11 protein-coding genes are annotated in these 13,210 nt (G+C 67.1%); 9 read left to right on the top strand and 2 right to left on the bottom strand.

Annotated features, from left to right (window positions below; translation table 11 throughout):
- Nucleotides 1–35: 35 nt before the first annotated feature.
- Nucleotides 36–1,379 carry a tryptophan--tRNA ligase gene (locus tag AC1IQ6_RS20915; RefSeq protein ID WP_102774507.1) on the top strand — a complete coding sequence of 448 codons (1,344 nt, stop codon included), beginning with the start codon at nt 36–38 and terminating at the stop codon, nt 1,377–1,379.
- Between the two features lie 79 nt (nt 1,380–1,458).
- On the opposite strand, the gene tex is transcribed toward AC1IQ6_RS20915, so the two are convergent.
- Nucleotides 1,459–3,831 (bottom strand): RNA-binding transcriptional accessory protein Tex, encoded by a 2,373-nt coding sequence (gene tex / locus AC1IQ6_RS20910; protein ID WP_102774508.1) that lies wholly within the window; start codon nt 3,829–3,831, stop codon nt 1,459–1,461.
- Nucleotides 3,832–4,034: 203 nt separating this feature from the next.
- On the opposite strand from tex, the gene yoaA reads away from it, so the two are divergent.
- Nucleotides 4,035–6,131 carry a DNA repair helicase YoaA gene (yoaA, locus tag AC1IQ6_RS20905; RefSeq protein WP_102774509.1) on the top strand — a complete coding sequence of 699 codons (2,097 nt, stop codon included), beginning with the start codon at nt 4,035–4,037 and terminating at the stop codon, nt 6,129–6,131.
- 33 nt (nt 6,132–6,164) lie between these two features.
- Here yoaA and AC1IQ6_RS20900 read toward each other — a convergent pair whose 3' ends face one another.
- On the bottom strand, nt 6,165–6,953 hold the full coding sequence (locus AC1IQ6_RS20900; protein ID WP_102774510.1) for an outer membrane protein assembly factor BamD: 789 nt from the start codon (nt 6,951–6,953) through the stop codon (nt 6,165–6,167).
- A 107-nt stretch (nt 6,954–7,060) separates the two neighbouring features.
- Between AC1IQ6_RS20900 and AC1IQ6_RS20895 the strand changes: the two genes are divergently transcribed.
- From AC1IQ6_RS20895 to AC1IQ6_RS20865, 7 genes are all read left to right on the top strand, one after another.
- On the top strand, nt 7,061–8,071 hold the full coding sequence (locus AC1IQ6_RS20895; RefSeq protein ID WP_485865257.1) for an RluA family pseudouridine synthase: 1,011 nt from the start codon (nt 7,061–7,063) through the stop codon (nt 8,069–8,071).
- The gene (gene pgeF, locus AC1IQ6_RS20890; protein ID WP_485865256.1) at nt 8,059–8,826 is read left to right on the top strand and encodes a peptidoglycan editing factor PgeF; all 768 of its coding nucleotides are present in this window, start codon (nt 8,059–8,061) and stop codon (nt 8,824–8,826) included. The genes AC1IQ6_RS20895 and pgeF overlap by 13 nt, the downstream gene beginning before the upstream one ends.
- Before the next feature lie 123 nt (nt 8,827–8,949).
- Nucleotides 8,950–10,587, top strand: coding sequence for a class I poly(R)-hydroxyalkanoic acid synthase (gene phaC / locus AC1IQ6_RS20885; protein ID WP_485865255.1), 1,638 nt, complete (start codon nt 8,950–8,952; stop codon nt 10,585–10,587).
- Between the two features lie 73 nt (nt 10,588–10,660).
- Nucleotides 10,661–11,398: an acetoacetyl-CoA reductase gene (gene phbB / locus AC1IQ6_RS20880; protein ID WP_102774514.1), complete on the top strand. Its 738-nt coding sequence runs from the start codon at nt 10,661–10,663 to the stop codon at nt 11,396–11,398.
- 116 nt (nt 11,399–11,514) lie between these two features.
- Complete coding sequence (gene phaR / locus AC1IQ6_RS20875; RefSeq protein ID WP_042792481.1) at nt 11,515–12,081, top strand: polyhydroxyalkanoate synthesis repressor PhaR; 567 nt, start codon at nt 11,515–11,517, stop codon at nt 12,079–12,081.
- Between the two features lie 225 nt (nt 12,082–12,306).
- Complete coding sequence (locus AC1IQ6_RS20870) at nt 12,307–12,843, top strand: iron transporter (RefSeq protein WP_102774515.1); 537 nt, start codon at nt 12,307–12,309, stop codon at nt 12,841–12,843.
- The gene (locus AC1IQ6_RS20865; RefSeq protein WP_440130656.1) at nt 12,840–13,199 is read left to right on the top strand and encodes a cupredoxin domain-containing protein; all 360 of its coding nucleotides are present in this window, start codon (nt 12,840–12,842) and stop codon (nt 13,197–13,199) included. The genes AC1IQ6_RS20870 and AC1IQ6_RS20865 overlap by 4 nt, the downstream gene beginning before the upstream one ends.
- Nucleotides 13,200–13,210 lie beyond the last annotated feature (11 nt).

Raw genomic sequence — 13,210 nt, 5'->3', positions numbered from 1 at the left:
ACACTGGGCGTTTTCCCCCAACGCCTTTTCGCCTCATGAATACCCGCGTCCTCACCGGCATCACCACCTCTGGAACTCCCCACCTCGGCAATTACGCGGGCGCGATCCGTCCCGCCGTCCAGGCCAGCACCCAGCCCGGCGTGGACGCATTCTTCTTCATGGCGGACTACCACGCGCTGATCAAGTGCGACGATCCCGTCCGCGTGGCGCGTTCGCGCCTGGAGATCGCCGCCACCTGGCTGGCGGTGGGGCTGGACCACGAGCGCGTGACCTTCTACCGCCAGTCCGACATCCCCGAGATTCCCGAGCTGACCTGGATGCTCAACTGCGTCACGGCCAAGGGCCTGATGAACCGGGCGCACGCCTACAAGGCCGCGGTGGACCAGAACGAGGCCAAGGGCGTGGAGCCGGATGACGGCGTCACGATGGGGCTGTTCTCGTATCCGGTGCTGATGGCCGCGGACATCGTCATGTTCAACGCCAACAAGGTGCCGGTGGGCCGCGACCAGATCCAGCACCTGGAGATGGCGCGCGACATCGCGCAGCGCTTCAACCATCTGTACGGCCGCGATTACTTCACGCTGCCGGAAGTGGTGATCGAGGAAGAAGTGGCGACGCTGCCGGGCCTGGACGGCCGCAAGATGTCCAAGAGCTACAACAACACGATTCCGCTGTTCGAGGGCGGCGCCAGCGCGCTGCGCGCCTCGGTGATGCGCATCGTGACCGATTCGCGCCAGCCCGGCGAGCCCAAGGACGCCGAGAACTCGCACCTCTACACCATCTACCGCGCCTTCGCCACGCCGCAGCAGTCCGCCGCCTTCCGCAAGCAGCTCGAAGAAGGAATGGGCTGGGGCGACGCCAAGCAGGCGCTCTACGACCATCTGGAGAACCTGCTCGCGCCCATGCGCGAGAAGTACTTCGATCTGATGGCCAACCCCGGCCGCATCGAAGACATCCTGCAGGCCGGCGCCGCCAAGGCGCGCAAGCTGTCCACGCCGTTCATGCAGGAACTGCGCCAGGCCGTGGGCCTGCGCAACCTGCAGGTGGCCAGCGCCGCGCAGGGCGCGCCGGCCAAGAAGGAAAAGGGCAAGGGCGCGCGCTTCGTCAGCTTCCGCGACGAGGATGGCGGCTTCCGCTTCCGCCTGCTGGCCGCCGACGGCGAGGAACTGCTGCTGTCGCAGCGCTTCGCCGATCCGAAGGAAGCCGGCGCCTTGATGCGCCGCCTGCAATCGGAGCCGGCCGACGCGGTGCTGCAGGCCGACGGGCAGGGCTATGCCGCCGTGATCGACGGCGTGGCCGTGGCGGCCGCGCCGGCCGGCGCGCAGGCCGAAGCGCTCGAGCGCGCACGCGCGGCGCTGGCTTCGATGGCCCAGGAATAGGCGATGGCCGGCAGGTCCGGCCCACGAATAAAAAATCGGCGCGATTGCGCCGATTTTTTTTGCAGGCCGGGAACGGGACTCAGCGCTTGAGCTTGGCGAAGGCGTCGGCCATGGCGCTGTTCATCATGCCGCCGCCGGCGCCGCCACGACCGCCATCGCCTTGCGGACGGCGGCCGGCGCCGGCGCCCTTGGGCGCATCGCCGCTGCGGCGGGCAGGGGCCGCGGTGTCGTTCAGGCGCATCGTCAGCGCGACCCGCTTGCGCGCCACGTCCACTTCCAGCACCTTAACGCTGACCGTCTGGCCCACGCGCACCACGTCGCGCGGGTCCTTCACGAACTTCTCGGCCAGGGCCGAGATGTGGACCAGGCCGTCCTGATGCACGCCGATGTCGACGAAGGCGCCGAAGTTGGCGACGTTGGTCACCACGCCTTCCAGGATCATGCCCGGATACAGGTCGTTCAGGGTTTCCACGCCTTCCTTGAACTGCGCGGTCTTGAACTCGGGACGCGGGTCGCGGCCGGGCTTTTCCAGTTCGGCGAAGATGTCGCGCACCGTCGGCAGGCCGAAGCGCTCGTCGGTGAAGTCCGAAGGCGACACGCCCTTGAGCGCGTCGCGCTGGCCGATGATCTGTTTGACCTCTGCCTTGATCTTGGCGACGATGCGCTCGACCACCGGATAGGCTTCCGGGTGCACCGACGAGGCGTCCAGCGGGTTCTCGCCGTTCGGGATGCGCAGGAAGCCGGCGGCCTGCTCGAATGCCTTGTCGCCGAAGCGCGGCACCTTGCGCAGCACTTCGCGGGTGGGGAAGGCGCCGTTCTCGTTGCGCCAGGCCACGATGTTCTTGGCCAGCAGCGAGTTCAGCCCGGACACGCGCGCCAGCAGCGCGGCCGACGCGGTGTTCACGTCCACGCCCACGGCGTTCACGCAGTCCTCGACCACGGCGTCCAGCGAGCGCGCCAGCTCGCGCTGGTTGACGTCGTGCTGGTACTGGCCCACGCCGATGGCCTTGGGATCGATCTTGACCAGCTCGGCCAGCGGGTCCTGCAGGCGGCGCGCGATCGACACGGCGCCGCGCAGCGTCACGTCGAGGTCGGGGAATTCCTGCGCCGCGGTTTCCGAGGCGGAATAGACCGACGCGCCGGCCTCGGAGACCACCACGCGGGTGACCTTGAGGTCGGGGAAGCGTTCCATCATGTCGCCGACCAGCTTTTCGCTCTCGCGCGAGGCGGTGCCGTTGCCGATGGCGATCAGGTCGACCTTGTGGCGCGCGACCAGCGCGGCCAGCGTGTTGATGGTGCCGTCGCGGTCGCGGCGCGGCTCGAACGGGTAGACGGTGGTGGTGTCCACGACCTTGCCGGTGACGTCGATGACCGCGACCTTGCAGCCGGTGCGGATGCCGGGGTCCAGGCCCAGCACGGCCTTGGGGCCGGCCGGCGCGGCCAGCAGCAGGTCCTTGAGGTTGGCGGCGAACACGCGGATGGCCTCGGCTTCGGCGCTTTCGCGCAGGCGGCCGATCAGCTCGCTTTCGAACGCCGTCAGCAGCTTGACGCGCCAGGTCCAGCGGCAGACTTCGCCCAGCCAGCGCGCGCGCGGCGAGGCGTCCAGCGCGAACAGGCCGTTGCCCAGCTTGAGAAAGCCGGCGATGCGGGCCACGCAGGGATGCGGCAGCTGCGCTTCGAGTTCGGCTTCCAGGCCCAGGCGCAGTTCCAGCACGCCTTGCTGGCGGCCGCGCAGCAGCGCCAGGATGCGGTGCGAGGGCAGGGTGCGCAGCGGTTCGCTGAAGTCGAACCAGTCGCGGAAATTGGCGCCCTCGGCTTCCTTGCCTTCGACCATCTTGGAATAGAGCAGGCCGGTGGACCACAGGTGTTCGCGCAGGTCGGCCAGCAGGTCTGCGTTTTCCGCGTAGCGCTCGGCCAGGATGTCGCGCGCGCCGTCGAGCGCGGCCTTGGCGTCGTTGATCGAGGCCTCGGGGTTCAGGTATTGGGCGGCCAGCGCGGCGGGATCGCAGGCCGGATCGGCCAGGATGGCGTCGGCCAGCGGTTCCAGGCCGGCTTCGCGCGCGATCTGGGCGCGGGTGCGGCGCTTGGGCTTGTACGGCGCGTACAGGTCTTCCAGGCGCTGCTTGGTGTCGGCGGCGCTGATTTCCTGCTGCAGTTCGGGCGTGAGCTTGCCCTGCTGCGAAATCGATTCGAGGATCGCGCCGCGGCGCTCTTCGAGTTCGCGCAGATATCCCAGGCGGACTTCCAGGTTGCGCAGCACGGTATCGTCCAGGCCGCCGGTGGCTTCCTTGCGGTAGCGGGCGATGAAGGGCACGGTGGCGCCGTCGTCCAGCAATTCCACCGCCGCGGCGATCTGGGAGGCGCGCGCGCCGAGTTCGGTGGCGAGTTGCGCGACGATGCGGGCGTTGTCGACGCCGGCGGCGACGTTCGTGATAGTGGAAGTTTCAGACATCTCTATACGACGACAAAAAGGGAAAACAAGGGGCGGATTGTGCCATAAGCCGCTGTTACAAAACGTGCCAGAGCGGACCGATATGTCCCTCTTGCGGCGCGCCGAAGTCCGGAAGCGGATGCGGCAGCAGGTATCATTTGGTCCTTTCCCACATAAAGTTGTCTGGCGCCCGAACCGCAACCGGCACCGGCGAGACTGTTCTGATGCTGGACCTGGATATTTCCGAATTCTTCGACGAGGACGGCCCTCTGGCCACGGCCTTGCCCGGCTACAAGCCGCGCCCCGCGCAAGTGGAGCTGTCCCAGGCCATCGGCCAGGCCATCCAGGACCGCGCCACGCTGGTGGCCGAGGCCGGCACCGGCATCGGCAAGACCTGGGCCTACCTTGTACCCGCCTTCATCCAGGGCGGCAAGGTGCTGATCTCCACCGGCACCCGCACCCTGCAGGACCAGCTTTTCTCGCGCGACCTGCCGCGCGTGCGCGCCGCGCTGGCCGCGCCGGTGACGGCCGCGCTGCTCAAGGGCCGCGGCAACTACGTCTGCCATTACCACCTCGACCGCCTGCAGGGCGACGAGCGCGCGCTCAAGTCGCGCAGCGAAATCCAGCAGCTGCGCCAGATCCAGGTGTTCGCCGGCATCTCCAAGACCGGCGATCGCAGCGACCTGGCGCAGGTGCCCGAAGACGCCGACATCTGGCAGCGCGTCACCTCCACGCGCGAGAACTGCCTGGGCCAGGAATGCCCGCGCATCCGCGACTGCTTCGTGGTCAAGGCCCGCCGCCAGGCGCAGGAAGCCGACGTCGTGGTCGTCAACCACGCGCTGTTCATGGCCGACCTGGTGCTGCGCGAAGAGGGCGTGACCGACCTGCTGCCCGAAGCCGACACCGTCATCTTCGACGAAGCGCATCAGTTGCCCGACACCGCCACGCGTTTTCTGGGCAGCAGCGTGTCCACCCACCAGCTGATGGACTTCGGCCGCGCCATGGAGGCCGCGGGCCTGGCCTACGCGCGCGAAGCGGCCAAATGGAGCGACGTCAGCCGCCACCTGGAGACGGCCGCGCGCGAGCTGCGCCTGGTCTGCGCGCCGCTGGACCGCATGCCCGGGCGCAAGGCCACCTTCGAGGCCATTCCCAATGCCGACGAGTTCGACGCCGCGCTGCACGTGCTGCGCGAGGCCGTCGACGGCGCGGCGCAGGCCCTGGCCGCGGTGTCCGAAAAACATCCCGACCTGATGGCCGCGGCCCGCAGCGGCGCCGAGATTTCCGCGCGCCTCAAGCGCTGGGCCACGCCCGGCCGCACGGGCGCGGAGCCGGCCGACGAAGGCTGGGGCCGCGACGACCAGGCGCCCGAACCGGTGGCGCAATCCGTGGCCGGAGACGGCCTGCCCACGCCGGCCGCCATCCTGGCCGGGGCCGCGGCCGCCGCGCAGCAATGGACCGGCCCGGCCGTGCGCTGGGTCGAGCACGGGCAGCACCATGTGCGCCTGCATTCCGCGCCCTTGTCGGTGGCGCAGGCCTTCTCCAAGTACCGCAAGCCCGGCCAGGCCTGGATCATGACGTCGGCCACCTTGTCGGTGAACGGCGAGTTCACGCACTTCACCAGCCAGCTGGGCCTGGACCAGGCGCGCACCGGCAAATGGGAATCGCCGTTCAACTATCCCGAGCAGGCCTTGCTGTTCGTGCCCCGCGGCATGCCCGAGCCGCAGTCCCCGCAGTTCCTGGACCGTTTCGTGCAGACGCTGATGCCGCTTCTGGAGGCCAGCCCGGGCGGCACGCTGGTGCTGTGCACGACGCTGCGCGCGGTGGACAAGGTCGCGAACCTGCTGGCCGATGAATTCGACGACGCCGGCCACGACTGGCCCCTGCTCAAGCAGGGCGACGGCACGCGCCGCGACCTGCTGGACCGCTTCTGCCGGCTCCAGCATCCGGTGCTGGTGGGCAGCGCCAGCTTCTGGGAAGGCATCGACCTGCCCGGCGATGTGCTGACCCTGGTGGCGATCGACAAGCTGCCGTTCGCCCCGCCCGACGATCCGGTGATCGAGGCGCGGCTGCGCGCCTGCCGCGCGCAGGGCGGCAATCCGTTCTCGGAATACCAGTTGCCCGAGGCCGCGATCTCGCTCAAGCAGGGCGCGGGCCGGCTGATCCGTACCGAATCGGATTGGGGGGTGTTGATGGTGGGCGACGGCCGTCTGGTCGAAAAACCCTACGGCAAGCGTCTGTGGCGCGGGTTGCCGCCGTTTGCGCGGACCCGGGAATTGGAAGAGGTGCTGGCGTTTTATCGGCGCAAGGCCGAGGGCGGGTAGCGCGCGGCCCATCGGCCGCGCGCAGAAATCAGATCAATCGAACGGATTCCACCAGCTCCGGTCCGCCTTCAGGCCCTTGGTGCGGAACTCGCTGTTGGGGAAGTTCTTTTCGTAGACGCGCTGCGAGTCGTTCTTCAGTTCGGTCATGCCGAGCTTGTCGTAGGACTCGACCATCAGGTAGAGCGCTTCCTCGGTGGCCGGCACGCCTTCGAAGTCGGTGATGACGGTCTGTGCGCGGTTGGCCGCGGCCACGTAGGCGCCGCGCTCGTAGTAGTAGCGCGCGACGTGCACTTCGTTCATGGCGATGGTGTTGACCAGCCAGGCCACGCGCTTTTCCGCGTCCACCGTGTACTTGCTGTCCGGATAGCGCTTGATCAGTTCGTTGAAGGCGTCATAGGACGCGCGCAGGCCCTTGGGGTCGCGCTCGGACGGGTCCTGGCCGGTGATGTTGCTCATGAAGGCGCTGGCCGGCGTGAAGTTGATCAGGCCTTTCAGGTACAGCGCGTAGTCGGTGCCCGGATGGTTGGGATAGAGCTGCTGGAAGCGGTCGATGGCGGCCAGGGCCTGTTCGTTTTCGCCGTCCTTCCAGTTGACGTAGGCCAGCTCCAGCAGGGCCTGCTGGGCATAGACGCCGAAGGGGTAGCGGCTTTCGATGGCGGTCAGGCGTTCGCGGGCTTCTTTCCAGCCGCCCGAGGACATTTCGGCCTTGGCGTCGGCGTAGAGCTGCTCGGCGCTCCAGTTTGCGGTCTTGTCGTACTTGCTGTTGGACGAGCCGCAACCGGCGATCGCGATGACGGCAACCAGCGCGATGACCACGCGCAAGATCGGCCCGCTGCGGGAGGCGGGGTTCGAGGGAGCTGCGGAGTGGTGAATCACGAGAATCCTATCCTTGGTGTTAGCATGGCAGGCTGATTATATGATTTGTCTCCATGTCTGATACAGCCGCCGGCGCCGATCTCGTTTCCGACGATGACTTCCTGGGTATTCCGGACGGAAATCCGGAGCAGAATTCCAGGGGAGAACCGCAACTTGTAACCGTGCCTGACGGCACGCGGGCCGACCGGCTCGACAAGGTGCTGGCGGGGCTGATGCCCGATCATTCCCGCAGCCGGCTGCAGGGCTGGATCGAAGCCGGCAACGTCCACGTCAACGGCGCGCCCGGCAAGGTCCGGCAGACGGTCGGCCCGGGCGACGAGATCGCCGTGTGGCCGCAGCCCGCGCCCGAGGCGCTGGCCTTCTCGCCCGAACCGGTGGAATTCGGCGTGGTCGCCGAAAGCCCGGACTGGATCGTGGTGAACAAGCCCGCGGGGCTGGTCACGCATCCCGGCGCGGGCAACTGGAGCGGCACCCTGCTCAACGGCCTGCTGCACCGCTATCCCGAACTGGCACAGGTGGCGCGCGCCGGCATCGTGCACCGGCTGGACAAGGACACCTCCGGCCTGATGGTCGTGGCCCGCAACGAAACCGCGCAAACCCATCTGGTGCGCCAGCTGCAGGCGCGCAGCATGGGCCGCGAATACGTGGCGCTGGCGCATGGCTGGCTGGCCGCGGCCGGCAAGGTCGATCGCCCGATCGGGCGCGATGCGCGCGTGCCGGTGCGCATGAGCGTGGAGCGGCCGGTGGCGCCCAAGCCCGCCGTGACCCATTATGCGCCGGCGCGCCGCGGGCAGGTCGAGCCCGGCGGGCGCGTCACCGAAGTGGTGTGCCGCCTGGAAACCGGCCGCACCCACCAGATCCGGGTGCACCTGGCCAGCCTGGGGCACCCGCTGCTGGCCGATACCATTTACGGCGGCAAGCTCATCGCGGGCGCGCAGCGGCAGATGCTGCATGCGCGCGCGCTGCATTTCGAAGATCCGGGCGGCCGCGGCGAAGTCGAATTCACCGCCGCGGCGCCCGCCGACATGACCCAGGTACAGGAAAGCATCGCATGGAACGCGTAGTGGCAGGCCTGCCGGTGGTGACCGGCCCGCAGTGGGCGGGCGTGAACTATTTCTGCACGACGCGCGCCGGCGGCGCCGGCGTTGCGCCGCACGACACGCTGAACCTGGGCCGGCGCGCCGGCGACGATCCCGACACCGTCGCGGAGAACCGGCGCCGGGTGCGCGCGGCCGTGCCGGACGAACCGCTGTGGCTGCGCCAGGTCCACGGCAGCGAGGTGGTGGATGCGGATCGCGCCGACCTGACCGAGGAGCCGGCGGTCGACGCCAGCGTCACCGCGCGTCCCGGCCGGGTGCTGGCCGTCATGGTGGCCGACTGCCTGCCCGTGGTGATCGCCGACGCGCAGGGCACGGTGCTGGGCGCGGCGCATGCCGGCTGGCGCGGCCTGTCGGGCGGCGTGCTCGAAAACACGCTGGCGGCCATGCGCGCCAAGGCGCCGCAGGCCGCCGGCTGGCGCGCCTGGGTGGGGCCGGGCATCGGCCCGCAGGCGTTCGAAGTGGGCCAGGACGTGCTGGACGCCTTCGTCGCGCAGGCCGAGGACGCGCGGCGCTACTTCATGCCGCGGCCCGAGCGGCCGGGAAAATGGCTGGCTGACCTCGCCGGTCTGGCCGATTTCCGCCTGCGCCGCGCCGGTGTAGAAGAAGTGCACCTGAGCGGCCTGTGCACCGTGGCTCAAGCGGACCGGTTCTTTTCCTACCGGCGCGATGGAGAAACCGGCAGAATGGCCTTGTTGGCCTGGCTCCAGCGGAATTCTTGATCTTTCGCAAGAAGACCGTTTGGGTTTGCGGTCTGCGCGGCAGCTCTCCTTGTATACCCGCATTGACAGGCCCTGACCCGGAATGCAACATCAATCGCGTAGTTTCGATAACAAGGTGTCGAAGTGAATGCCAATCTCTCCGCCGCAGGGCCCATTCCGGTGAGCGTGGCACCGGAAGCACTGGCCGACATACAGGCCGAATTCTCTCGCGAATGGCAACGCCTTTGCGATGATGCACGCCGCGGCGCGCTCGCCCCGCCGCCGGACCGCCGTTTCGCGGGCCAGGCCTGGGCCGCCAATCACTCGCACCTGCTGCTGGCGCACACCTATCTGTTGTCGGCTCGCGCCATGTCGCGCATGGTCGACGCCGCGCAGGTCAGCGAACCCTTGCGCGAGCGGCTGCGCTTTTCCATCATGCAGTGGGTCGACGCGCTGTCGCCGTCGAACTTCCTGGCGCTGAATCCGGACGCGCAGCAATCCATCGTCGAAAGCGCCGGCCGCGCGTTGAACGAAGGCCTGGCCAATCTGCTGGGCGACGTCAAGAAAGGCCGCATCACGCAGACCGACGAGACCAAGTTCGAGATCGGCCGCAACGTGGCGGTGACGCCCGGCGAGGTCGTGTACGAGAATCCGCTCTTCCAGCTGATCCAGTACGCGCCGTCCACCGCCACCGTGCACGAGCGCCCGCTGGTCATCGTGCCGCCCAACATCAACAAGTTCTATATCCTCGACCTGCAGCCCGAGAACTCCTTCGTGCGGCATGCCGTGGACCAGGGTTTCACCGTCTTCCTGATCTCGTGGCGCAATCCGGTCGCCAGCGACACCGACGGCGTGGACCGCGCCACCTGGTCCGACTACCTGGACAACGCGGTGCTGCAGGCGCTGCGGGTGGCCAGCGACATCACCGGCCAGCCGCAGGTCAACGCACTGGGTTTCTGCGTGGGCGGCACGATGCTGGCCTCGGCGCTGGCGCTGGCCGAAGCGCGCGGCGAACATCCGGTGGCCTCGCTGACGCTGCTGACGTCGCTGCTGGACTTCCACAACACGGGCGTGCTGAACGTGTTCGTCGACGAGGCCCACGCGCTTTTGCGCGACCATCAGCTGGGCAAGGGCGGGCTGATGCCGGGGCGCGAGCTGGCCACCACCTTCTCGTTCCTGCGGCCCAACGAACTGGTCTGGAACTACGTGGTCGGCAACTATCTGAAGGGCCAGACGCCGCCGGCCTTCGACCTGCTGTTCTGGAACGGCGACAGCACCAATCTGCCCGGTCCCTTCTTCTCCTGGTACTTCCGCAACACCTACCTCGAAAACAATCTGAAGGTGCCCGGCGGCGCGCAGGCCGCGGGCCTGCCGCTGGACCTGACGCGCCTGCAGATGCCGGCATACATCTTCGGCTCGCGCGAGGACCACATCGTGCCCTGGGTCTCGGCCTATGCGTCCACCCAGGTGCTGCGCGGTCCGCAGCGTTTCGTGCTGGGGGCTTCCGGGCATATCGCCGGCGTGGTCAATCCGCCGGCCAAGAAACGCCGCAGCTACTGGGTGGCGGACGAACTCGAACAACCGGGCCATTACCTGCCCGGCGATCCCAACGCCTGGCTGGCGCAGGCGGTGGAGCAGCCCGGCAGCTGGTGGCCGGACTGGACCCATTGGCTGGCCGGCCATTCCGGCAAGCAGGTCAAGGCGCGAACCAAGTTGGGCAACGCCAGGCACCGGCCGATCGAACCGGCGCCTGGCAGGTATGTGAAGGTCCGGGCAGCCTGAAACCGCGGATTGCGGTAGGCCCGGGGCAGTAAATCAATCAACGAGGCGTCCGTCGCACACAGGAGGAAATCCAATGAGCGGAAAACTGGCTTACGTTACAGGCGGGATGGGCGGGATCGGCACCTCAATTTGCCAGCGCCTGGCCAAAGATGGCTTTCGCGTGGTGGCAGGCTGCGGCCCCAGCCGCAATTACCAGCAGTGGCTGGACGAACAGGCCGCGCAGGGCTATACGTTCTACGCGTCCGTGGGCAATGTGTCCGACTGGGACTCCACGGTGGAGGCCTTCGAGCGGGTCAAGCGCGACCTCGGTCCGGTCGACGTGCTGGTCAACAACGCCGGCATCACGCGCGACGGCTTGTTCCGCAAGATGAGCGCCGACGACTGGCGCGCCGTCATCGACACCAACCTCAACAGTCTTTTCAACGTGACCAAGCAGGTGATCGACGACATGGTCGAGCGCCAGTGGGGCCGTATCGTCAACATCAGCTCGGTCAACGGCCAGAAGGGGCAGTTCGGCCAGACCAACTATTCCACGGCCAAGGCCGGCATCCACGGCTTCACCATGGCGCTGGCGCAGGAAGTGGCCAGCAAGGGCGTCACGGTGAACACCGTGTCGCCCGGCTACATCGGCACCGACATGGTCCGCGCCATCCGTCCCGACGTGCTGGAAAAGATCGTCGCCACCATTCCGGTGCGCCGCCTCGGCACCCCGGAGGAAATCGCGTCGATCACGTCGTGGCTGGCCTCGGATGAGTCGGGCTTCTCGACCGGAGCGGACTTCTCGCTCAACGGCGGCCTGCATATGGGCTGACGCACACGGGCCGCCGGCAGGCGGCCCCTGGCGCCGGACGGTCTCGGGGAGAGGGCCGTCCGGCATTACACTAACCTTATTCTAAGTCTTAGAGATCGCCCGATCCGGGGACAACCATGACGCAAGCACAAACCGGCGCCAGCCTGCGCCTGATTAAAAAGTACCCCAACCGTCGCCTGTACGACACCCGGACCAGCACCTACATCACGCTCGCCGATGTCAAGCAACTGGTCCTGGCCAACGAGGAGTTCCAGGTCGTCGACGCCAAGAGCAGCGAAGACCTGACCCGCTCCATCCTGCTGCAGATCATTCTCGAAGAGGAAAGCGGCGGCATGCCCATGTTTTCCTCGAACATGCTGTCGCAGATCATCCGTTTCTACGGCCACGCCATGCAGGGCATCATGGGTTCGTACCTGGAGAAGAACATCCAGGCCTTCATGGAAATCCAGCAGCGCATGGCCGAGCAGTCCAAGGGCCTGTACGGCAGCCAGTTCGGACCCGAGGCCTGGGCCCAGTTCATGAACGTGCAGACGCCCATGCTGCAGAACATGATGAACAACTACATCGACCAGAGCAAAAACCTGTTCGTGCAAATGCAGGACCAGATGCAGGACCAGACGCGCGCAATGTTCTCGACCTTCCCGTTCACGCCGGGCGGTACGCAGGGCCCGGGCCGCAAGTAGCCGCGCCGTCGCGCCACACCTTGAATGTGCACGCCCCTGCGGGGGCGTTTTGTTTTGCCGGCCGCCGCGCCGGGCCGCGAAGCGCGCTTGATCAAACGCAACGATCTCGGAATTTTCCCAGGCGCAGGTTCAGGGATATGTCAGTTGTTTTGGTTACATTAATGAAAACGGTTCTTGTTTATGTTTTTGAGCCGCCACTTCATTCGTGTCTCGAGGATTATGCACATGTTCAAGAAAGCCTTGGCCCTGGCCATCGTCGCGCTGAGTGCTTCCGCCGCGCATGCGGCCGAATACCCCATCGGCAAGCCGGTGGAGAAGGGCGGCATGGAAATCGGCGCCGTGTACCTGCAGCCGATCGAAATGGACCCGCCCGGAATGATGCGTCCGGCGAAGGATTCGGACGTCCACCTCGAGGCCGACATCCACGCCACCGCCGGCAACAAGACCGGTTTTCCCGAGGGCGAGTGGGTGCCTTACCTGGTCGTGAAGTACGAGATCCAGAAGGTCGGCAGCGACAAGATCCAGAAGGGCACCTTCATGCCCATGGTCGCCAACGACGGTCCGCACTATGGCGAAAACATCAAGCTGGAAGGTCCGGGCAAGTACAAGCTGAAGTACTCGATCCTGCCGCCGACGGCAGACAAGATGAGCCACTTCGGCCGCCACATCGACAAGGAAACCGGCGTGGGTCCGTGGTTCGAGCCGTTCGACCTGGAATATGAATTCGTCTTTGCCGGCACCGGCAAGAAGGGCGGCTACTGATCGTGAAACGCCTGCTCCGCGTCGCCGCCGCATTGCTGATCGGCCTGGCCGGCCTGGCCGGCACGGCGCCCGCGCGGGCGGCCGACCTGCCCACCTTCACCCTGAAGTTCAAGCCCGACGGCACGTTCGAGCCCGCCACGCTGGAAGTGCCGGCGGGCCGTTTCAAGATCGAACTCATCAACGAAAGCAACGAGCCGGTGGAATTCGAAAGCATTCCGCTGCGCAAGGAAAAAGTCCTGGGCCCGGGGGTGAAATCCTTCGTGGTGATCACCATTTCGCGCCCGGGCGAATATCCGTTCTTTGACGACTTTCACCAGAGCGTGAAAGGCACCCTGGTCGTCAAACCCAAGGAATAACGCGGTACCTA

Source organism: Achromobacter sp. MUI-25009338 (assembly GCF_057359325.1).
The sequence above is the reverse complement of the archived record's forward strand: the minus strand, read 5'-3'. Positions and strand labels throughout refer to the sequence as shown.